Here is a 22,595-nt window from a genome sequence, read left to right on the forward strand (position 1 = left end):
TTGTTCCGTCTGCTTTTTTTATGTTCTGCGCTTTTTTACCACATGCTTCACATATTGAATGAAGAAATAAAGCACGGCGCCAGCTAAAAAGCAGACCACACATCCAAAGAGCGTCGCCTCTGAGCTGAATTGATACTCTTCAATTTTCATGATATAAAATGGCATGCCAAACAATGTTGGGCTTGATTCAACATGATTGACCTCTAGCAGCAGTAAAAAAACAGGGGTCATAAACACAGCAAATACATACAGCATCGCAAGTGTTATACCGCTGGAAAACGAATGAAATACTTTGATCATCTCTTTCTCTCCTTCATCTCTTTTAAACTGGCTGTGATATTTTTTCCGTCAGGGCAAGCTGGATGCAGCATCACCGTATTCAGTAAAGAAAAAAACAGCAGCTGATGACTTACAGGATGCTTCCATATCATAAAAAGCACAAGCGAACAAAGCACTGGAAAGAGCGGGCCTGCAAGTGCCACTATCATATTGAAGCTCGGCCGGACAAATTTCTCATGGACGACCGCCACATGCTTCCAATCAATCGTGATCACAAAATCAAAGAGCGGCCTTTTTTCGATCTTGTTACACAACATGATCATCAGCATATGACCGAGTTCATGTATCATCACAACCGCTAGGAAACTACACACAAGTTCTATCATCGCAAGACAGGCCTCTTTAACATGACCGTATATATACAGCTATAAAATGCAAGTGAACCTAACAGATAGGCGGTGGCGAGAAGATACACATCTGCTGAAAGCCACTTCAATAAAAGCATATCGATGAAGCTGAATACAGCAATCATCATCACGATGACAAACAGTTTATTAAACTCACTGATCTTCACGATAAACCCTGTACAGGCCGCCATGGCAGTGATCAACAAAATGGACAAACTTGCGAGGCCATGACCTTCACTTTCAATACCTATCACCATAGATGCAAACCCAATAAACACAAAATATATCAACAAATTAATAGCGTAATAAAATAAAATTCTCGACAATAAATAAGCACCCTTTGATGTATTTAACATAAAGATGGCCCTTTGATTCATATGATATTCTCTGCCAATCATCAGTGGAAGCATGATCAATATTTCCTTTAATGCATACTGCACAATAAAGGCATACATCCAGCCGGTTTCTACAGGTGTAAAAACAATAGGCAACCCCGCAGTCAAACAAACGAGAAATAAAAACAAAATGCCCTGTTCTTTAAAAACAGCTGACCGGCTGAAATAGACCAATTCCTGCCGCAGGTGCGTCAGAAAGGAAGATTCCGTTCTAATTTTCTTGTAAGAAAACGACTTTACCTCTGTTTTCAGCTGCAAAAACATCTGATGGACATAAGAAGCCGCTAACCCCTTCAGCCATAGCCAGCCAGCGCTTAGAAGGAGCACGAGAAATATGAGATAGACTGATGGCCATACTCGGATCATTTCCATTGCTTTTTTCAAAAGGAGAAACACCAATAGATTCAGCACCGCAAAGCCGAGCGTTTGCAGCAGTAAATGCTCTTTTGTTTTTGAGACGAAACGGCTCACAGCAATCCGCATCACCATCCAAGAAGCAAGTGCAAGCAGCGCGAGTACACAGCAAGTCATGCATACAGCCGTTATCCAATACAAAGATGGCGTAACACCGCTGATCAAAAGGCCTAAGACAATCGGTAAAAAAAGCAGTCCTACCATGAGAAAACAAAAGAGCATCGGAAAGAAATACACACAAAGGACAAATGGCACACTTTGTATCGCACTATTCAAAAAGTAGAATTGATATTCTTGGCGCTTTAATTTATTGCGGGATAACACAATACCTGCGCCTAAAAGTAAAAGCGTCATTTTCATCAATTGAAGATAAATAGCAGCCGGCTCAGTTTCTCCTGCCTGCATAAAAAAGCGCAGGCTGATGACGACGTATATCGCATACATGAGCAAGAAAAAAACCGCGGCTGCGAGAAGCTGTATAGGGTACTTTTTGGCAAGCTGCTTTCCTTTCGTTGTCAGCATCCCCCATTCTATTTTATGAAGAACGTGTCGTGTCCAAATCATTGAGTAACCTCTCCACCTGCATATAGTAATCTCGATTCATTTCTTTATAAATCTCTTCAAGTGCCTGATGAGGAAATGTCTGAGTCGTTTCTTGGCGGGACATATCCAGCTTGACGTCCCCATTTCTTAAGATCATGAGATGATCATAAAGCGTATCACCAAAGCTCAAATGATGGGTTGAAATGAGAATGCCAGCGCCTTGATCTCTCAGCTTCATGAGCACCTTTTTTAAGATGATCATCATATCTGGATCAAGTCCGTTCGTTGGCTCATCAAACACATAATAATCACATGGCCTGAGGAGCTGTGAAATGATCTGCGTTTTCTTTTGATTGCCATGAGACAGCTGAGCGATAGGCTGATCCATATAAGAACCCAGCTCAAACAGATCGATGAACGTCTCTTCCCGTGTGACATCTTGCTCATTTGGCAGCTGAAGTAATTGAAAGTATTCCCTCGGTGATAAATAATCGAACAATGAATGCTCGTCAGGAATATAGGAAACATGTTTTTTCAATAAGGAGATATGTTCTGAGGATTGAAGGTTCAGCTGTTTACCATGTAAAGTGACGCATCCTTTAAATGGCGTCAGCCCAAACATGGATTGGATTATCGTCGTCTTTCCCGCACCATTATGCCCCAAAAGCAGCAGCATCTGCCCTTTCTCGACATTCATTTGAATATTGCGGAGAGAGAAGGTGCGGCTATATGTTTTTTCTTTTAATCGTAATGTCAGCATCATATCCCTCCGTTTGTTTCAGATAGAACAGATGCCCTTGCATCTGTTCTCATCCCTGTTAAAAACCGCACTGGATTTTAACGTACATGCCTAATAATTTGAACTCACCTAAAAATTTGGAGCCTCGTCCAAAGGTCTTGCATGCCCAGATCAATGCTCCAAGTGAAATAATGCCCAATATAGCGGCAAGGACATAAATCCAAAATGCGTTTTTCTGTACATTCTTAGAAGTTAGAATTCGTTGCTTCCTTTCATCATATGCCGCCAATAGGTGAAGAACATACATATATACACCTACTGGAAAACGAAGGCTAAAAGGATTCAGCATCTCATCACCCCCTAATATATGTAAAATGATACCACCCCCTTACAGAAAGCATAAGTTCATTTCAGATCATATTTTTAGTCGATTTTTCATGATTTAGTGCTTATAAATGGAGGGGATTTTGCCTTCTTCTCTAACTGAAGAAGGATTTTTTACAGAAATAGGATAAGCCAAATGAATCAGCCAGCGGATTTCGCTTAACACAAAAAAACGCTGCGCCCCGCTCTCATGAAAGAGCGGAACGCAGCGCATAGCTGACATTATTTATTCAAGTTATAGAATGTTGCAATGCCGTGATATTGTGCTGTTTCAGCCAATTGATCTTCGATGCGAAGTAATTGGTTGTATTTCGCCACACGGTCCGTACGAGACGGAGCACCTGTTTTGATTTGTCCAGCGTTTGTTGCAACAGCGATGTCTGCAATCGTGCTGTCTTCAGTTTCACCAGAACGGTGAGAGATAACAGCTGTATATCCTGCGCGTTTTGCCATTTCGATTGCATCAAATGTTTCAGTTAATGTACCGATTTGGTTTACTTTGATCAGGATTGAGTTACCAACGCCGTTTTTGATTCCTTCAGATAGCTTCTTCGTATTTGTAACGAACAAGTCGTCTCCTACTAGCTGAACCTTGCTGCCAAGGCGCTCAGTTAATAGTTTGTGACCTTCCCAGTCGTTTTCATCAAGGCCGTCTTCGATAGAGATGATTGGGTATTTTGATACCATATCTTCATACCAGTCAACCATTTCAGCAGATGTTTTCACAACACCTTCACCTGATAAATGATATTTACCGTCTTCTTTGTTGTAGAACTCAGAAGATGCAGCATCCATAGCAAGCTTCACTTCTTCACCTGGTTTGAAGCCAGCTTTTTCGATCGCTTCAACGATTGTTTGAAGTGCTTCTTCGTTAGAACCAAGGTTTGGAGCGAATCCACCTTCATCACCTACAGCTGTGTTTAAGCCTTTTGCGCTTAATACAGATTTCAGGCTATGGAAGATTTGAGCGCCCATGCGAAGTGCTTCACGGAAGTTCGGTGCACCTACAGGCATAATCATGAATTCTTGAATGTCTACGTTGTTATCCGCATGCTCTCCGCCGTTGACGATGTTCATCATTGGTACTGGAAGCGTTTTGGAGTTGAATCCACCAAGGTATTGATAAAGTGGAATTTGTAAGAAATCAGCAGCCGCACGCGCTACAGCGATAGATACGCCAAGGATTGCGTTTGCGCCTAATTTCCCTTTGTTTTCTGTTCCGTCAAGTTCGATTAACATTTTGTCAATTGCTACTTGTTCTGTTACATCAAAGCCTAAAAGCTCTGGTGCAATGATTTCGTTTACGTTGTTTACAGCTGTCAGAACACCTTTTCCAAGGTAACGGTCTTTGTCTCCGTCACGTAGTTCTACTGCTTCATATTCACCAGTAGAAGCACCACTTGGAACAAGCGCACGGCCAAAGCCGCCAGATTCTGTGTAAACTTCTACTTCAACTGTTGGGTTACCGCGAGAGTCTAATACTTCGCGTGCATATACGTCAACAATGTATGGCATCGTTATTTCTCTCCTTTTGAATCAATTTTTTTATTTCTGAATTAATGATGTTCCTGTCATCTCTTTTGGTTTTTCAAGACCAAGTAAGTCTAAAAGCGTTGGAGATAGATCAGCTAAAATGCCGCCTTCTCTAAGCGTCGCACCTTTTTTCGTCACGATGACTGGTACAGGATTCGTTGTATGTGCAGTATGCGGCTTTCCTTCTTCGGTAATCAGCACGTCTGCGTTACCGTGGTCTGCCGTGATGATGGCATGTCCGCCTTTTGCCAGGATTGCGTCGACTACAGCTCCTAAGCACTCATCTACTGCTTCAATGGCTTTGATTGTTGGCTCGAGCATACCTGAATGACCAACCATATCCGGGTTAGCAAAGTTCAGAATGATCGCATCATGCTTGTCAGCATTGATGTCTGCAACAAGTGCATCCTTTACCTCATAAGCACTCATTTCCGGCTTGAGGTCATAGGTTGCTACATCTGGTGAATTGATTAAGATGCGGTCTTCACCAGGAAATTCTTCTTCACGTCCACCGCTCATAAAGAACGTGACATGAGGATATTTCTCTGTTTCAGCAATCCGCAGCTGTTTCAATCCGTTTTGAGAAAGCACTTCTCCTACTGTGTTATCCAAATTCACTGGTTTGAAGGCAACATAGCCATCAACCGTTTCACTGAAGTGTGTGAAGCAGACGAAGTGTAAATTCTTCGGATGAGCTTCTCCGCGGTCAAACGAGCGGAAATCTGCATTTGTGAAAGTGTTCGAGATTTGGATGGCACGGTCTGGACGGAAGTTATAGAAAATCACAGAGTCTCCGTCGTTTACTTTGGCAACCGGCTCACCATTTTCTCTCGTAATGACAGATGGAATAACGAATTCATCGTAGATTCCATTTTCATAGGAGTCATCAACGACATCATAGATGTTTTGATAGCTTGGCCCTTCACCATATGCCATCGCGCGGTACGCTTTCTCCACACGATCCCAGCGTTTGTCACGGTCCATTGAGTAATAGCGTCCTGAAAGTGTTGCCACTTCACCGACACCGATTTCTTTGATTTGTTCTTCCAGCTGTTTTAAGTACACTTTGGCTGTCTTCTGACCAACATCACGTCCGTCCAAGAAACCATGAATGTATACCTTTGTTAAGCCTTCTTTTTTCGCCAGCTTCAGCAGGGCAAAAAGATGCTGGATGTGACTGTGCACACCGCCGTCTGACAAGAGTCCAAATAAATGAAGCGCCTTGTCATTCTCTTTTGCATACGTCATTGCATCTAGGAACGTTTCGTTTTTCTCAAATTCCCCTTCACGAATGGCAACATTCACCCTTGTTAAGCTTTGATACACAATGCGTCCTGCACCGATGTTCAAATGCCCAACTTCAGAGTTCCCCATTTGACCTTCCGGTAGACCTACTGCCTCACCTGAAGCCGTTAAGGTTTGATGCGGAAATTCGTTCCAGTAGCGGTCAAAGTTCGGCTTTTTTGCTTGTGCGACAGCGTTACCGACTGTTTCGCCTCTTAAACCGAACCCGTCTAAGATGATTAATGCAGCTGGTTTCTTACTCATATTGACCTTCCTCCAATAATTGAACGAAAGACTGAGGTTCTAAGCTTGCGCCGCCTACCAAAGCACCGTCAATATCGGATTCTGCCATATATTCTTTAATATTTGCCGGCTTCACGCTTCCGCCATATTGAATGCGAAGGCTGTCTGCCGCTTCTTGACCAAATTCGCTTGCAACGGTTTGGCGGATGTGTGCGCAAACGTCGTTTGCATCTTTCGCTGTAGAAGATTTTCCTGTACCGATAGCCCAGATTGGCTCATATGCAATCACAGATTCAGCAACTTGCTGCTTCGTTAAACCAGCTAGTGCTTTTTTCACTTGATCAGCGACAAGTTCATTTGTTTTGCCAGCTTCACGCTCTTCAAGCGTTTCACCTACACAAATGATTGGAACGATGCCATGCTTGAATGCAGCATGTGCTTTTTTGTTCACTGTTTCATCTGTTTCAGCAAAAAATTCACGGCGCTCTGAATGCCCAATCACTGAATAGCCGATGCCTAAATCTTTTAGAGCAGCAGGGCTGATTTCCCCAGTGAATGCACCATTTTCTTCAAAGTGCATGTTTTGTGCACCAATTTTAAGGTCTGTTCCGTTTGATAGGCTGTTTAGCTTTTCAAGGAAAAGAGCTGGCGCACAGACAATGGATTCCACTTTGTCAGGAGATGGAATAGATGACTTGACTTCTTCAACGAAGCTGACTGCTTCGCCAAGTGTTTTGTTCATTTTCCAGTTCCCAGCTATAATTGGTTTTCTCATGATTGACACTTCCTTATAGCAGTTTTGGTCTTATTTATCGTTTAATGCAGTAACACCAGGAAGTTCTTTGCCTTCCATAAATTCAAGTGAAGCGCCGCCGCCTGTAGAAATATGGCTCATCTGATCGGCAAGACCAAATTTCTCAACTGCTGCTGCTGAATCTCCACCACCAATGACAGAATATGTATCTTTTGCTTCTGCCAGTGCTTCTGCGATAGCTTTTGTTCCTTTAGCGAATGCATCGATTTCAAATACACCCATTGGTCCGTTCCAGACAACAAGTTTGCTGTTTTTAATAACGTCAGCATACTTTTCTCTTGTCTCTGTTCCAATATCAAGTGCTTCTAGATCACTTGGAATTTCAGAGATTGGCACAATGCTTGTATTTGCATCATTTGAAAAGTCGTCGGCTACCAGAACATCTGTTGGAATCAGGAAGTTCACGCCTTTTTCTTTTGCACGGTCCATAAACGATTTCGCTAAATCTACTTTATCTTCTTCTAATAGAGATTTCCCTACTTCGTGGCCAAGTGCTTTCACAAATGTGTAAGCAAGTCCGCCGCCGATGATGAGGTTGTCCACTTTATCAAGAAGACTTTCAATTACACCGATTTTATCCTTTACCTTTGCGCCGCCGATAATCGCTGTAAATGGGCGATCAGGATTTGAAATGGCTTTTCCTAGAACCTCAAGCTCTTTTTGCATGAGGAAGCCTGAAACAGCCGGAAGATAAGCTGCAATACCAGCTGTCGATGCATGTGCACGGTGTGCAGCACCGAACGCATCATTGACATACACATCGGCTAAATCAGCAAATGCTTTTGATAATTCAGGATCGTTCTTTTCTTCACCAGGATAGAAACGAACGTTTTCAAGCACTAGCACATCTCCATCTTTTAAGTCAGAGATTTGCTTTTTCACGTTGTCGCCGTAAGCTTCATCTGCTTTTTTCACTTCTTTTCCAAGAAGCTCTTGCAGACGTTTTGCCACAGGTGTCAGACGCAGTTCTTCAGTAACTTGACCCTTCGGACGACCCAAATGACTAGCTAGCAGTACCTTTGCGCCTTGTCCTGTTAAATACTCAATTGTTGGTAATGCTGCGCGGATACGAGTATCATCCGTCACTTCTCCGTCCTTCATCGGAACGTTAAAATCTACGCGGCAGAACACAACTTTACCTTTTACGTCAATGTCTTTTACTGATTTCTTATTCATGCTCGTCAGGAGATCCTCCTTTATTCTGGTTTCCTTAGCATTGGACAAGACTCTCTTTATCCTTTTCCCATTTTGCCCTCATCAAAACGAGAAATCGTGCAGAACGGATAAAAACAGAGAAAAAGGGAAAGGGATGCTTCCCCTTCCCTTGTCCGTCTTCATTATATCGTGTCTCTAGGAAAGAACCAAGTGAGTTCCTTCAGTGTGAGAAATTAAAGACCTTGTTTTGCAATGTAAGCTGCAAGGTCAACAACGCGGTGAGAATATCCGCTCTCGTTATCGTACCAAGAGATTACTTTCACCATGCTGCCTTCCATTACCATTGTAGAAAGAGCATCGATTGTTGAAGAGTTTGGATTACCATTGTAGTCACCAGATACTAATGGCTCTTCGCTGTAGCCAAGGATTCCTTTAAGTTCTCCTTCAGCTGCTTCTTTAAGTGCTGCATTTACGTCTTCAGCTGTTACATCTTGGTTTAATTCAGCAACAAGGTCAACTAAAGAAACGTTAGGTGTTGGAACACGCATAGCGCCACCGTTTAATTTACCTTTAAGTTCAGGCAATACAAGTGAAACAGCTTTCGCAGCACCTGTAGAAGTTGGGATGATGTTTTCCGCAGCTGCACGAGCACGACGGTAGTCTTTGTGCGGAAGATCAAGAATTTGCTGGTCATTTGTGTATGAGTGAACAGTTGTCATCATACCGCGTTTGATACCAAATTTATCGTTAAGTACTTTTGCAAATGGAGCTAAGCAGTTTGTCGTACAAGATGCATTAGAGATGACATCGTGGCTAGCTGCATCGTATTTGTCTTCGTTTACACCCATAACGATTGTGATATCTTCTTCGTTAGCAGGAGCAGAGATGATGACTTTTTTAGCGCCAGCTTCTAAGTGTTTCGCAGCGTCTGCACGTTTTGTGAAGAATCCAGTAGATTCAACAACGATTTCTACGCCTTGTTTACCCCAGCTTAATTTCGCAGGGTCACGCTCAGCTGATACTTCGATTGTTTTACCGTTCACTACTAAGTTTGTACCGTCTACAGAAACCTCTGCATCTAGTTTTCCGTGAACAGAGTCATATTGTAAAAGGTGTGCAAGCATGTTAGCATCTGTTAGATCGTTAACCGCTACTACCTCAACTTCAGGATTATTTAATGCTGCACGAAATACGTTACGTCCAATACGTCCAAATCCGTTAATACCGACTTTTACTGCCATGATGTTTCCTCCTTTTATAGGTCACAATGTTTTATATTGAGGGATCAATTGACTCCCTTAATAACTCTTTTGCGGCTCCTTCGTCTGTGACGAGAACCGTTCGGCGCGGTTTTTTGAAATAAGCTTCAATCGCCCCCGCCTTTGATGATCCACCTGCAACAGCAATGATGTGTGGAATGCTTTCTAGATCATCTAGCTGCATGCCGACGGAGTGCACTTTGTGTACGACCTCACCATCACGATTAAAGTAATAGCCAAAGGCCTCTGTCACTGCGTCATGCTCATCAATCTTCTTTAAATCTTCAGCTGGTGTATTTCGTCTCATCGCCATTGTTTTTGCTTCACCAATACCATGAATAAGCATTGTGGACGATTTAATCGTTTGAAGCACTTCTTTGACGGACGGCTCTTCAATAATGGAAGAGTAAGCACCTTCTGACAGCTGCCCTGGAACAAACAGCAGTTTGTAAGTACCGGAAGCTTTTTCAGCCATGTGGGCACAAATGGTGTTTGCCTGATTTTTTACATTCTCCCCAAGACCGCCTCTCGCAGGGACAAACATCGTATCGCGGTTTTTGGCATCAGGGGTCATCATTTCGGCAACGGCTTCCATCGTCGTTCCGCCAGTGACGGCGACGATATTATTTCCAGTAAACCTTTTTTTCATGCATTGGACAGCAGCTCTTCCCATTTCTTGCTTCACCCACGGGGATTCGTCACTGTCTCCAGAAACGATCATGACTTCTTCCAGGCCTAACTTTCTCTTTAATGTATTTTCCAAAAAGGTTAAACCTAAAACGTCCTTCATCATTCCTTCAAGCATTTCAAGCAAAGCGTGACCCTCACTCGTCAGCATCATACCGCTCGTTTTCACATCCAGCAGATTTTGTTCTTTTAAAAACTGAACTTCAGCACGTAAGATGCGCTCACTGAGACCAAGACTTGTCGCAAGACTTCTGCGGCCAATCGGTTCAGCTAATCTGATGTACTGCAAAATGTCGTAGCGTTTTTGCATAACAATGAGAAGATCTGGCAATAATTTTTTTTGAGCTTCCAATAAACGATTCATGGCTAACGACCCTTCCTTTTCACGTTGGACTAAAAACGTCCCACTGTGACAAAAAACGTCCCGCCACAGCCAAAAAAAATCAATCCCTGCTTTCTTTAATTATTTTAACAGGATAATCTTGCATTTTCAACTCTTACAAACACATTTAGACAAAAAATAGACACATTTTCACCGATAGCCTGCTTGTCATCAAGGTTCTTGCGATGATATTTCTTTTCAAAATATTTATTTTCTTTTATATAGAATGTATTCACGATGGAAAATGTGCATGCTGGTGATATGAGCATGCACATTTTTTTCAGGACCTGCTTATGTTTTTGTGATGGTTCCAAACTGTTTGGCCTCTTCCTTCGGTTTGATTTTGAGATAATAAATAATGTAGCAGGCAGCCATGAACGGGATTCCGCAATAAAGGCCGATCCGCTGATCCTCGATAAAAAATAAGCTGATGAGGACAATGCCAAATGCGATAAAGCCTGCTAGTGGAACAAATGGATAGAGCGGTGTTCGGAAGACAAGATCCTTTACATCTCCGCCCGCCTTTATGAATTGTTTTCTAAAGAAATACTGAGACAAGCAAATAGACATCCATACCACAACAAGAACCATACCAGAAATAGAAATGAGCCACACATACACCGTTTTTGGTGCCACAACACTTGTCAGCAGAGATAGGGCAGATACGCCCATTGTCACCAATAGTGCATTGATCGGAATTTTACGCTTGGACAGCTTTTTCGTAAATTCAGGTCCTTTCCCGTCTTTCGAAAGCGACCAAAGCATACGTGATGATGCATATAATCCAGAGTTTGCTACAGATAAGACGGCTGTGATGATGATAAAATTCATGATATCTGCCGCATATGGTATACCGACCTTGTCCAGCACGACGACAAACGGGCTGTCGACAGTGCCTGCTGTCTGCCACGGAAGAAGCGCGGCCAGAACCGCAATGGATAAAACGAAAAAGACCATCGTTCTCCAAATAATATTTCGTATAGAACGAGGCAATGTTTTTTCAGGGCTTTCACTCTCTCCTGCTGCAATCCCTACAAGTTCTGTTCCTTGGAAGGAGAAATTGACCGTGACCATGGTTAATAAAATAGCAAAAACGCCGTTAGGAAATAGTCCGCCATGATCCGTCAAATGACGAAATAGAGGGGCTGGTTCTCCATCTTTCAGATGAATCATTCCGAAAATTGCGCCAATTCCAATGATAATAAATAATAGGATGGCAGCGACCTTAATGGCTGAAAACCAAAACTCGGTTTCAGCAAAGCTGCGAGCTGAGATGGCATTCACGGCAAATAAAATCACGCTAAATGCAAGACACCAAAGCCAAACAGGGATATCTGGGAACCACCTTTGGAGCAAAATGCCTGCTGACGTAAACTCCAGTCCTATTGTACATGCCCAGCTAAACCAATAAAGCCAGCCGATCATAAAGCCTGTGGACGGACCTATATATTTGGTTGCATACTCCTGAAAGGAACCCGCTGTAGGCATCGCCACCGCTAATTCTCCAAGACAGAGCATCACCAAATACATTAACAATCCGCCAATGATAAAGGATAGAATGGCTCCCCCGGGTCCAGCCTGATGGATAATGAGTCCTGACCCAAGGAAAAGACCAGTACCAATGACGCCGCCTAAGGCAATCATAAAGAGATGCCTGCTTTTCATGGAACGTTCTAGTTCGTTATGCTGTTCTTGGTTCAAATCCGCTTCCCCACTTTCACTCTTCTATTCATCATCCTTTGACAAAATTCGCTGTTCGTTGAAAGAGAAAGGGAGAAAGTGAAGGTTTCTCCCCCTTTGACATTTATGCTTGAAATAATGCTTCAATATGACCAATCGCCCAGTCTAAATCTTCTTTAGATATCGTGAGAGGCGGTGCAAAGCGGATGACGGTCTCATGGGTTTCCTTACATAACAGCCCTGCTTGTTTCAGCTTCTCACAATAAGGTCTCGCTGCCTCTGTCAGCTCCATGCCGATAAATAATCCGCGGCCGCGCACTTCCTTGATGACAGGACTTTGAATGCGCGTGAGTTTGTCTTTTAAGTATTCGCCAAGCTCCATAGAACGCGCTGCAAGGTTTTCGTCGATTAAGACATCCAGTGCAGCCAGCGACACCGCACACGCAAGAGGATTTCCGCCGAAGGTAGAGCCATGAGATCCAGGGTTAAACACACCTAATATATCGCGGTTTGCGACCACACACGAGATTGGGAATACACCGCCGCCTAAAGCTTTTCCAAGAATCAGCATATCTGGCTCAATGTCTTCCCAGTCACATGCAAACATCTTGCCTGTTCGCGCTAATCCGACCTGAATTTCATCCGCAATGAACAGCACATGTTCTTTTTCACAAAGCGCTTTCGCTTCCTTCAAGAAGCCTTCTGGCGGCATGACAATTCCCGCTTCTCCTTGAATAGGTTCGATCAGAAAAGCCGCTGTTTGTGGTGTGATGGCTTCACGTAACGCTTCAATATCTCCGTAAGGAATCAGTTTAATGCCTGGAAGCATTGGACCGAAACCTCTTTGATATTCTGCTTCAGAAGAAAGGGAAACAGCTGTCATCGTTCTGCCATGGAAGTTTCCAACGCACGCAATGATTTCTGCGCGATTGTCTTCGATTCCCTTGACGTCATAGCCCCAGCGTCTTGCTGCTTTTACAGCTGTTTCTACAGCCTCAGCGCCAGTATTCATCGGGAGTGCCATCTCTTTATTCGTCAGTTGACAAATTTTCTCATACCAAGGGCCAAGCTGATCATTGTGAAAAGCTCTTGAAGTCAATGTCACACGGTCTGCCTGTTTTTTGAGCGCCTCAATAATGCGGGGATGGCGATGGCCTTGGTTCACCGCGGAATACGCACTCAGCATATCCATATATCGATTGCCTTCAGGGTCTGTCACCCAAACTCCTTCAGCCTCTGAAATCACAATTGGCAGCGGATGATAGTTTGCCGCACCGTATTGTTCGGTTTGTTGAATCAATTCATTTGTCTGTGTCATCGTCTATTCCTCCTTCTATAAGCTAGCCTCTTTTTATCTTCACACATATGATATGCAAGGATCGTGCCAACTTTCTGCCCGCATTGTGGCAGTGATTGATCTGGTTCTTTGTGCAAAATATTTTTGCACCTGCCAAATTTTTTAGAGGAAACCGCAAAATTTTTCATGTAAAATAGAGGTAACGTCTGGAGGTGCTTCAATGAAAGAAGATCAGTATACTGCAAAGCTGGAAAATGAGATTGATCTATATAAACAAATGCTTGATTTAATAGATGTCGGGGTTCATGCAATTGACGAGAATGGCAATACTGTTGTTTATAATAAAAAAATGATGGAGATTGAGTCTTTGAAACGCTCTGATGTTCTCCATAAAAATGTATTAGATCTCTTCGTCTTCCAAGACGAAATGCACAGTACGCTTGTCCAAGCGCTGCGTACCGGGAAACAAACCGTTCATGCAAAGCAGACGTATCATAATTACAACGGAAAAGAAATCACAACGATTAATCATACATACCCGCTCGTTCGAGACGGCCTCATCCAAGGAGCGGTTGAAATTTCGAATGATGTGACCAAGCTGGAACGGCTGATTCATCACAATATGAAGAAAAAAGGAAGCACGCGCTTTACCTTTGAATCCATTATTGGACAAAGCCCTGCGTTTTTAGAGGTGATTGAGCATGCAAAACGAGCGACACGCACCTCTTCCTATGTGCTCATTGTTGGAGAAACAGGGACAGGAAAAGAACTATTTGCACAAAGTATTCATAACGGCAGCAGCCGGTCATCTGGACCATTTATTACCCAAAATTGCGCGGCACTGCCTGATAATCTCATTGAAAGTCTGCTTTTTGGTACACAAAAAGGGGCTTTTACAGGCGCAACTGATCAGCCCGGCTTATTTGAACAGGCGCAGGGAGGTACACTGCTGCTTGATGAGATCAACTCATTAAATCCTAGTCTTCAAGCAAAACTGCTGCGTGTATTACAGGAGAAACGTGTGAGAAGACTTGGCAGCACAAAAGAAATCGCTGTTGATGTAAGAGTCATTGCCAATATGAATGAGGATCCTGTAGATGCAATCGCAGGCGGACGCATGCGCAAGGATTTATTTTACCGGCTGGGTATTGTCACCCTATTTATTCCGCCGCTTTCTGAACGAAAAGAAGACATTCCTACATTTGTCAGTCATTTTATTCAAAAATATAATGAGCTGTTTCAAATGAAGGTGAAGGCGGCTGATGAAGAGGTACTAGCCCTTTTTCAAGCGTATGATTGGCCGGGTAATGTACGAGAACTGGAGCATGTGATTGAAGCGGGGATGAATATGATGATGGATGAGGATTACTTATGCATGCATCACCTTCCATATCATTTTAGATTTAAACATAGGGAAAGCCGTCCTGCAGCGCAATTACAGACGAACCCTTTGCAGCATACCGCAGCTGACACGTTTATTTATACAAGCCCAGAACATACGACTGATTTTCAAACCCAAATGGAACGATTCGAAAAACAATACATCGTCCATTACTTAGAAAAAATGGACGATAATATTTCACAGACTGCAAAGTTATTGGGCATGAGCAGGCAAAGTCTGCAATATCGCATGAAAAAACTGCATATTTCTCGTTAATAATAGAGCTGTGCCCTCATTCGGCACAGCTTACTGTGGTTCTGACTGTCCTGCCGGTTCTTGACTCACATCACTCAGCAGTCTTTCTACATTTTTTAAATGCGTGAGCATCGCTCTTTCTGCTTCTTCTGGCTGTCTTGCCATGACGGCTTTGTAAATATGTTCATGTTCTTTGTAAAGCTGCCGAATGGAGGCTTTTCTTGAAAATAAGACGACTTTTCTCGTCTCCCGCATCGTTTCTACCAGCAAGGTGGAGACCTGATTCATTAACGCTTTTAATAAATCATTCTTTGAGGCTTTGGCTAAAGCGAGATGGAATGCGAGGTCTGCCTCTTCACCAGTTTCTTTATGTGCTTCTGCGAGTTTCATTTGTTCGAGTGCCTCACGCAGCTGATGAAGGTCATCGTCCGTTCGCATGAGCGCTGCCTTTTTAACAGCACCCGTCTCAATTATGTTTCTTAATTCAAGGAGCTGTGTGACATCATGCTGCTTCATCAAAAATGCAGGAGACAGGCTAAATGTGAGCTGCTCAGGATCAAACTGCTTCACATATGTGCCTTCCCCTTGCTTAATCTCTATTAATCCGATCGCTTTGAGAGCAGACAGTGCCTCTCTTACAGCGGAACGGCTGACTTGAAAGCTTTCTGAAAGCGCTTGAACCGAATCTAATTTTTCCCCTGGAAGAAGCTCACCTGTACGAATGGATTCAATTAATGCATCCGCAATTTCTTCATATATTTTTTTCGTTTTGATTTGTTTATATTTCAATTGGTCTCACCTCATCACTGTTGTCTATCCCTATCGGCTCATGCCCTATCTTATACTTTACCCCAAAATTTCCGATCACACGTCTCCCCTCTTTAATTTTCAAGAAATCTTCGAGCTGCCTTGCTTTCAACAAAAAAGAAGCACGTGCCATGTTCTGGCAAGTACTTCTTTTTAATCGTATCGCTTCCGCAGCGTAGAGGACGGAAGATTCATTTGTTCACGATATTTTGCAATGGTTCTGCGCGACGCGCGGATGCCAAAGGTTTGCTGAAGCAGCGTCATAATTTGCTGATCTGAATACGGTTTTTTCTTATTTTCCGTTTGGATGAGCTCTGCAATGTGCGTTTTGACTGTGTAGCTGGACGCCTCTTCTAGCGAATGCCCTTCTAATTTCGCTTGGAAAAATTGTTTCATTTCCATAAGACCATAAGGGGTTTGCACCATTTTCCCTTTTACAGTCCGGCTGACTGTTGACTCATGGACTTGCAGTATATCTGCGATCCGCTTCATCGTAAGCGGTTTCATTTTATGTTTCCCTGTTAGAAAAAAATCGGTCTGATGTGAGATAATCTCACGAACGACATGAGTCATCGTTTGCTTTCTTTGCTTCAGCGCTTGGACAAGCCAATTGTACTGCTGCTCTTTTTCCTTTAAATACGCATATGCTTCATGCCGCTTTTGGTCTTGAATCATGGCGAAGTAGCCTTCATTCATTTCTACGTCTGGAAAAGCGCGCTGATTCAGCTCAAATGTGATGTGATCCTGCACCACAGTAATTGTCACATCAGGCTCTATATACACATGCTCTTCATCATATGAGAAATGAAGGCCTGGTCTTGGTTCAAGCTGAGACACTTCATCTTGTACCGCCTGGAGTGTTTTCATTGAAACACCTGTTTTGGCCGCAATTTCCTTCCAAGCCTTTCTCGCAAAAAGAAAGAAATGCTCTTCGATGATCAGCTCGGCTTCATACCAGCGCTTCTTTTTCCTTCTCAGCTGAAGGAGGATGCATTCCTGCAATGATCTTGCGCCAATCCCGGCAGGCTCCAGCGATTGCAGCTGATGAAGGACAGCTTCTACTTCTTCAGCTGGCACCTCTAAGACAGCTGCCATTGCGTCAATCGGTTCATTTAGATAGCCATTGGAATCAATGGACTCAATCATAAAGTAAAAGATTCTTTGATTCTTTTCACTTAAATTCAAATCAATCGCCTGTCTTTTTAAAAACATTTGCAGGCTTTCTTTTTGATGCGTTCGATACGGCTCTGTCATTCGATCTTGTGATTTTTTATGATAAACTGGTTGATAGCTGTCCGTGTCTTTCCGCTCAATCAGAGGGTTCTCAAGCGCTAACTGGTCAAGATACTCGCCGAGCTCTGCGCAATTCAGCTGCAGCAGCGTAATGGCCTGCCTAAGTTCTTGTGTGAGCACCTGCTTTAATACCTGTTCTTGTTGCAGTTTAAGGCTCATTGTCTCCCCTCCCTCTCATCATTTTACATGAAGATTGACGGACCGTATATACGAAATAGGAGTGATTTCTATGTCTGAACTTTTTTCCGTTCCATACTTTGTCGACAACTTGAAGCAGCACATCGCCATGAACCAAAATGAAGACAAGGTTCATGCGATGAATGCCTATTACCGCTCAGTAGTGTCAACGCTTGTTCAAGACCAGCTGACCAAAAATGCGGTTGTATTGAAGCGAATTCAGCATCTTGATGAAGCCTATCAAAAGGTGAAAAAAGAAAGCGAATGAACGAAAAAGAACACCCTTTTGTCAAGATGGCAAAGGGTGTTTATCATATGCAAAAAGCTTCTGATCCAGCCTCGATTTATACATCATTAAAAAGCCAGACCGCCCTACAGTATAGATGATAAAGGCAAACCATAGGCCATGATTGTGCCAAATGGGCGTGACTGCGGTTTGAACGACGATAAACAAAATCATCGCAAACAGCATCGAATTTCTAACAGGGGCAATTTCTGTTGCACCTGTAAATACGCCGTAAATGACCAATCCGAAACAAGCTGCAAATGGATAAAGAACAAGCCAGTCTGCATAGTGTAATGTCACATCAAGCAGCTGAGGGAGATTTGTAAACAAGCTCAATATCGGCTCTTTTAATAAAAAATAAACCGCCGCAATGACACATGCCATCACAAGTGCCCACTGCCTCGAAAGGGTTAAGGTTTTTTCATAAAGGGTGCGGTCATTTGCACCAACCGACCTGCCAACAAGGATGCTGGACGCATTGGCAAAACCATCGAACAAATAAGCCATGATGTAGTGAATTTGAAATAAGATGGCATTGGCTGCCAGCAGCTCTGTACCAAAAGAAGCACCTTTTGCCGTAAACATATTGATGACCACTAGCAGACAGATCGTCCTAATGAACAAATCTTTATTCACATGAAACATTTTCTTCACTGCCTGAGTATCCATGATTTTCTTGATGGAAGGCATCTGGAATCCGTTTGACGAATGCTTCAGGATAATCCATGCCCCTAACACAAAAGCGGTTAGTTCAGATATCAATGTTGCCGCCGCAACTCCTTTGACCGCAAACGAAAACACATGAACAAGCAGAAATGCGAGCGCCATATTCATAACATTGATCAAGATTTGTAATGAAAGAGCTTCTTTCATTTTAGCCATCCCCATCAGCCAGCCCAATATAACATAATTCATTAAAGTAAATGGCGCTCCCCAAATGCGAATATGAAAATAGTCTGCGGCAAATTGACGGACATCAGCATCAGGAGAGATCACTAGAAAAGCAGATTGAATGATCGGCCATTGCAGGGCAATAAAACAAAGTCCGACGATGATGGCGACGAAAAAAGGTCTTAGAAAAGCAAGAACGCCCTGCTCCTCATTCTGTGCACCGTTTGCCTGGGCGGCAAAAGCAGATGTACTTACCCGCAAAAAACCAAACAGCCAATATAATGTACTGAAAATGAGACTGCCGACCGCAACGCCTCCAATATAAGCGGGGTTTGCGAGCTGACCGACGACCGCTGTATCAACAGCTCCAAGTAATGGGGTGGTCATCGTTGAAATCGTTAATGGAATGGCCAAAGCTAAATACGCTCGATGGTTCACGATGCCACCTGCCTTTCATGAAAAATAGCCTCTTTCCTAAAAGAGGCGCAGATTGTCTGCAAAGGGGCTAAACTGGGGCTTTCGCTCTTTGCTTTTTACCGAATGCGACGCTTTGGCTGCACGCTGAGGCATTGATAAAATGAAGTTTTACCGAACCGGTCTGCCAATCGTTCGTGACAAAGGATGGTCTGCGAGCATTGCATCTCTCATTTTCCGCACCGCTTCCTCTTCTGATGAAAAGAAGTCATCCTTTGATTGAAATTGGGCAGCAAGCTCTCCTTGATCAAGAATCGCCAATTGATCACATAAGTGATAGGCTGCTGTTATATCATGTGTAATAAATAAGTAAGCCACACCCAGCTCCTTCTTTAATTCTACTAATAAATCTAAAATGACAGCCTGCGTCACCATGTCTAAGCTGCTGACAGATTCATCCAATACAATGAGCTTTGGCTGGAGCAATAAGGCTCTAGCGATGTTGATCCTTTGCAGCTGGCCGCCGCTGAATTGGTGTGGATATTTAGACAAATCCTTTTCACCGAGCCCGACTCTTTCCAGCCAGTGAATCAATACATTTTTACGTTCCTTTCGGCTTATGGATTCGTAGTTTTCAAGCGGCTCAGATAAAATTTGTTCGACTGTCCATCTTGGATTTACCGCCGAATAGGAATCCTGAAACACCGCTTGCACATGCCGGCGAAAATGCTTACGTGTTTGCTGATCTGCATGATAGACATCCTGACCTTCAAAAAGCACCTGCCCAGCTCTTGGTTTCTCTAGACCAAGTATGATGCGGCCAAGTGTACTTTTCCCTGCGCCGCTTTGCCCTAGCAGCCCAAGGCAGGTGCCTTCTTCAATAGTTAAATCGACGCTTTTCAGGACAGGGGCTGCGCCTTTTTTTCTCATTAGAAACGACCGGCTGTTGTATGCATGACTGACTGCTTTCACTTCTAATAAATGCAAGGGCCTTCTCACCTCAAATCGGGCAAACAGCTGGAATCGATGGACGAGCTGCTAATAGTTTTTTTGTATAATCATGTTTTGGTTGTTCAAAAATCTCAAGAACTCCTGCCTTTTCAACAATTTCTCCTTGTTTCATGACGACAACTTGATCTGCCATTTCAGCAATGACACCAAGATCGTGGGTAATCAGTAAAATGGCCGTTCCATAGTCATGACGAATTTGGTTCAGATGCTGAAGGACCCGTTTCTGATTGTGTACATCTAATGCAGTTGTCGGCTCATCTGCAATGATGAGGGGCGGGTGCATACAGGCAGCCATGGCGATCATGACACGTTGTAGCATCCCTCCGCTTAATTCAAAAGGATACTTATTGAACAGCTGGTCTGGCTGCGGCAGATTCATTTTCGCTAACGCATCTATTGCCTGTGATCGTGCCTGCCTTTTACTGACAGCCGTATGCCGGCGGATCGTTTCAACCAGCTGATGGCCGATTGTCCATACCGGCGTAAAGCTGTTCATTGGATTTTGCATAATATACGAGATGTCTTTGCCCCGAATGGAACGCATATCCTTTTCACTTATACCGATCAATTCTCGTCCCTGTAATGTGATACTGCCAGTGACTTCCGCTGTTTTTCGATCAAGCATACGCAAGATCGACATACTTGTCACTGTTTTCCCGCAGCCGCTCTCACCAATTAATCCAAGGATTTGACCGCGCCCTACTTCAAACGATACTTCTTGAATAAGAGGGGTTGTCCCTTGAGGTGTTTTCGTCTGCACATGCAGGTTCTCTACTTGTAAAATGGACTCTTGCACATTGATCATTCCTTTACACACGGCGTTTGATGCCATATTTCTCTGAAAGGGCTTCTCCTAGTAAATTAAACAGAACCACCACAGCCATGATCATAAGACCTGGGTACAGCATTAACTGAGGATTCGTTTGAATGTAAGATTTCCCTTCATGAATCATCGCTCCCCATTCAGGCATAGGAGGCTGAACCCCTAATCCGAGGAAAGACATCGCAGAAATGTCCATAATCGCCCAGCCCATTTCAAGTGTTCCAATGACTGCTAATGGCGGCAGGACATTGGGAATCATATGCTTTCTCATAATGTTCCAATGCGAGGTCCCACTGATTTTTGCAGCTGCAATAAAGTTCTGTTCTTTTAAACTGAGCACCATTCCTCGGAAGACGCGGGCATAATATACCCATTGCACAAGCATCAAAGCAAGTACGACTTGAGGAAGTCCCGGACCGAAGATGCCGACTAATCCAAGGATCAGCACCAGGTTGGGAAATGCCATGACGCCGTCACAGATTCTCATCAAAACATGATCGATCCAGCCGCCTTTGTATCCTGAAAAGAGGCCGACAATTAAACCAATGAATAACGAAGAAAGAAAGATTAATAACGCACAGCCGAGCGAAACACGCGCACCATATAAAATACGAGATAAATTGCACCGCCCTAATTGATCTGTTCCAAGAGGATACTCCCACGAAGATCCCTTTAGCTTCATTGCTAGATTGACAGCAGCCGGATCATGTGGAGCGATCCATGGTGCACATATTGTGACAATGAGCAGGAGACCGAGCAGCAAAGCGCAGATCGAGATCATCTTTTGATGAACGAAGAGATGTTTTACTTTTGTCATCATTGCTGGCGGCCTTCCTTTCTAGAAATACGGGGGTCTATGATCAGCTGAACTAAGTCAACGATCAAGCTGCTCACGATAAAAATACAGGCTGACATGAGGACATAAAATTGAATGACAGGCAGATCTCTGTTAAAGATCGCTTCAATAAAAAAGCGGCCAAACCCTGGCCATGAGAAAACGGCCTCTACAATAATGGTTCCGGTTAACAGCTTGCCAAGGTTCACCCCTAGTCCGGTCAGCATCGGCGATATCGCAATTCTGAACACATGCTTGAACATGATCGATTGTTCCTTCAAACCTCTGATTCTCGCATATTGAACGAAAGGCTCTTGAAGCGCCTCACTCACACTTGACCGTAACAGCCTTGTATAAGTAGCAATTAAAGGGACTGCAAGTGTGATCGAGGGCAGAATGAGATGCTCCCATGTTCCAATCCCTTCAACTGGTAAGAGGTCAAGTTTCACTGAAAAAAAGAAGATGAGCAAATACCCCAAGACAAACGTCGGGATAGATGCTCCTAAGAAAGAAATGAGCCGGCTCACATGATCCACGGCACCATTTTTCCTCATGCCGCTGAAAAAGCCGAGCGGAATGCTGACGCATATAGCGATCAGCAGACTGGTAAGCGCCAATTGAATTGTCGCCGGTATTCGATAAATCACCTCATCAACGACAGGCTGATTGGACATATACGACCGGCCGAAATCAAGGTGAATGACTTTTTCAATGGTATGAAGATACTGCATATAAAACGGCTCGTCTAAGCCGAATTCACTTCGTTTTTGCGCTAATATTTCATCTGTAGGCTGGATATGAGCCGCTGCTAAATATGCCTCAGCCGGGTCAACTGGCGAGAGGTGAATCATACCAGTTGTGAGCAGTGTGGCTAATAAAAATACAGGAATAATTGATAGCACTCGTTTGACGATATAGCGGCCCATT

General features: G+C 43.5%; 22 protein-coding genes. 2 read left to right on the forward strand and 20 right to left on the reverse strand.

The genetic code is table 11. The features are described 5' to 3' along the window. Positions 1 to 18: 18 nt before the first annotated feature. The 13 genes from MHH65_RS15945 to MHH65_RS16005 form a co-directional block, all read right to left on the reverse strand. Positions 19 to 300 carry a hypothetical protein gene (locus MHH65_RS15945; RefSeq protein ID WP_024426069.1) on the reverse strand — a complete coding sequence of 94 codons (282 nt, stop codon included), beginning with the start codon at positions 298 to 300 and terminating at the stop codon, positions 19 to 21. Beyond that, a complete protein-coding gene (locus tag MHH65_RS15950) occupies positions 297 to 665 on the reverse strand; it encodes a hypothetical protein (RefSeq protein ID WP_098677548.1) in 369 nt (122 codons plus the stop codon). Before MHH65_RS15950 ends, MHH65_RS15945 begins: the two co-directional genes overlap by 4 nt. Then, entirely contained in the window at positions 662 to 2,059 is a 1,398-nt protein-coding gene (locus tag MHH65_RS15955; protein WP_098677547.1) for a hypothetical protein, read from the reverse strand. The genes MHH65_RS15950 and MHH65_RS15955 overlap by 4 nt, the downstream gene beginning before the upstream one ends. Next, on the reverse strand, positions 2,031 to 2,798 hold the full coding sequence (locus tag MHH65_RS15960; protein WP_024423497.1) for an ABC transporter ATP-binding protein: 768 nt from the start codon (positions 2,796 to 2,798) through the stop codon (positions 2,031 to 2,033). Before MHH65_RS15960 ends, MHH65_RS15955 begins: the two co-directional genes overlap by 29 nt. Positions 2,799 to 2,856: 58 nt before the next feature. Further along, positions 2,857 to 3,126 carry a hypothetical protein gene (locus MHH65_RS15965; protein WP_024423498.1) on the reverse strand — a complete coding sequence of 90 codons (270 nt, stop codon included), beginning with the start codon at positions 3,124 to 3,126 and terminating at the stop codon, positions 2,857 to 2,859. A gap of 257 nt (positions 3,127 to 3,383) precedes the next feature. Continuing rightward, positions 3,384 to 4,676 (reverse strand): phosphopyruvate hydratase, encoded by a 1,293-nt coding sequence (gene eno, locus MHH65_RS15970; RefSeq protein WP_003212752.1) that lies wholly within the window; start codon positions 4,674 to 4,676, stop codon positions 3,384 to 3,386. A 30-nt stretch (positions 4,677 to 4,706) separates the two neighbouring features. Continuing rightward, positions 4,707 to 6,242, reverse strand: coding sequence for a 2,3-bisphosphoglycerate-independent phosphoglycerate mutase (gpmI, locus tag MHH65_RS15975; RefSeq protein ID WP_024423499.1), 1,536 nt, complete (start codon positions 6,240 to 6,242; stop codon positions 4,707 to 4,709). Continuing rightward, positions 6,235 to 6,996: a triose-phosphate isomerase gene (tpiA, locus tag MHH65_RS15980; protein WP_017359213.1), complete on the reverse strand. Its 762-nt coding sequence runs from the start codon at positions 6,994 to 6,996 to the stop codon at positions 6,235 to 6,237. The genes gpmI and tpiA overlap by 8 nt, the downstream gene beginning before the upstream one ends. 30 nt (positions 6,997 to 7,026) lie before the next feature. Beyond that, on the reverse strand, positions 7,027 to 8,211 hold the full coding sequence (locus MHH65_RS15985; RefSeq protein ID WP_024423500.1) for a phosphoglycerate kinase: 1,185 nt from the start codon (positions 8,209 to 8,211) through the stop codon (positions 7,027 to 7,029). 212 nt (positions 8,212 to 8,423) lie between these two features. Beyond that, the gene (gene gap, locus MHH65_RS15990) at positions 8,424 to 9,431 is read right to left on the reverse strand and encodes a type I glyceraldehyde-3-phosphate dehydrogenase (protein ID WP_024423501.1); all 1,008 of its coding nucleotides are present in this window, start codon (positions 9,429 to 9,431) and stop codon (positions 8,424 to 8,426) included. A 31-nt stretch (positions 9,432 to 9,462) separates the two neighbouring features. Further along, complete coding sequence (locus MHH65_RS15995) at positions 9,463 to 10,500, reverse strand: sugar-binding transcriptional regulator (protein ID WP_024423502.1); 1,038 nt, start codon at positions 10,498 to 10,500, stop codon at positions 9,463 to 9,465. 309 nt (positions 10,501 to 10,809) lie between these two features. After that, positions 10,810 to 12,183 carry an amino acid permease gene (locus MHH65_RS16000; protein WP_044333973.1) on the reverse strand — a complete coding sequence of 458 codons (1,374 nt, stop codon included), beginning with the start codon at positions 12,181 to 12,183 and terminating at the stop codon, positions 10,810 to 10,812. Between the two features lie 139 nt (positions 12,184 to 12,322). Then, positions 12,323 to 13,516, reverse strand: coding sequence for an ornithine--oxo-acid transaminase (locus MHH65_RS16005; protein WP_034280960.1), 1,194 nt, complete (start codon positions 13,514 to 13,516; stop codon positions 12,323 to 12,325). A gap of 199 nt (positions 13,517 to 13,715) precedes the next feature. On the opposite strand from MHH65_RS16005, the gene MHH65_RS16010 reads away from it, so the two are divergent. Further along, positions 13,716 to 15,152 (forward strand): sigma 54-interacting transcriptional regulator, encoded by a 1,437-nt coding sequence (locus MHH65_RS16010; RefSeq protein ID WP_335350939.1) that lies wholly within the window; start codon positions 13,716 to 13,718, stop codon positions 15,150 to 15,152. 30 nt (positions 15,153 to 15,182) lie between these two features. Here the strand turns inward: MHH65_RS16010 and MHH65_RS16015 are convergent, their stop codons facing one another. After that, positions 15,183 to 15,920, reverse strand: coding sequence for a FadR/GntR family transcriptional regulator (locus MHH65_RS16015; RefSeq protein WP_098677544.1), 738 nt, complete (start codon positions 15,918 to 15,920; stop codon positions 15,183 to 15,185). A 171-nt stretch (positions 15,921 to 16,091) separates the two neighbouring features. After that, positions 16,092 to 17,390: an RNA polymerase factor sigma-54 gene (gene rpoN, locus MHH65_RS16020; RefSeq protein WP_024426079.1), complete on the reverse strand. Its 1,299-nt coding sequence runs from the start codon at positions 17,388 to 17,390 to the stop codon at positions 16,092 to 16,094. Positions 17,391 to 17,460: 70 nt separating this feature from the next. On the opposite strand from rpoN, the gene yvfG reads away from it, so the two are divergent. Beyond that, positions 17,461 to 17,676: a protein YvfG gene (gene yvfG, locus MHH65_RS16025; protein WP_024423509.1), complete on the forward strand. Its 216-nt coding sequence runs from the start codon at positions 17,461 to 17,463 to the stop codon at positions 17,674 to 17,676. A gap of 21 nt (positions 17,677 to 17,697) precedes the next feature. Here yvfG and MHH65_RS16030 read toward each other — a convergent pair whose 3' ends face one another. The 5 genes from MHH65_RS16030 to nikB form a co-directional block, all read right to left on the reverse strand. Beyond that, a complete protein-coding gene (locus MHH65_RS16030) occupies positions 17,698 to 19,023 on the reverse strand; it encodes an MATE family efflux transporter (protein ID WP_024426080.1) in 1,326 nt (441 codons plus the stop codon). A gap of 147 nt (positions 19,024 to 19,170) precedes the next feature. Further along, a complete protein-coding gene (nikE, locus tag MHH65_RS16035; RefSeq protein ID WP_098677543.1) occupies positions 19,171 to 19,986 on the reverse strand; it encodes a nickel import ATP-binding protein NikE in 816 nt (271 codons plus the stop codon). 13 nt (positions 19,987 to 19,999) lie between these two features. Beyond that, entirely contained in the window at positions 20,000 to 20,815 is an 816-nt protein-coding gene (nikD, locus tag MHH65_RS16040) for a nickel import ATP-binding protein NikD (protein WP_176544472.1), read from the reverse strand. A 4-nt stretch (positions 20,816 to 20,819) separates the two neighbouring features. Further along, positions 20,820 to 21,653: a nickel ABC transporter permease subunit NikC gene (gene nikC / locus MHH65_RS16045; RefSeq protein WP_098677542.1), complete on the reverse strand. Its 834-nt coding sequence runs from the start codon at positions 21,651 to 21,653 to the stop codon at positions 20,820 to 20,822. Beyond that, on the reverse strand, positions 21,650 to 22,594 hold the full coding sequence (gene nikB / locus MHH65_RS16050; protein WP_095409600.1) for a nickel ABC transporter permease subunit NikB: 945 nt from the start codon (positions 22,592 to 22,594) through the stop codon (positions 21,650 to 21,652). Before nikB ends, nikC begins: the two co-directional genes overlap by 4 nt. Between the last annotated feature and the right edge of the window lies 1 nt (position 22,595).

This window comes from Bacillus sp. FSL L8-0654 (assembly GCF_038629965.1).
Taxonomy (GTDB): Bacteria; Bacillota; Bacilli; order Bacillales; family Bacillaceae; genus Bacillus; species Bacillus safensis.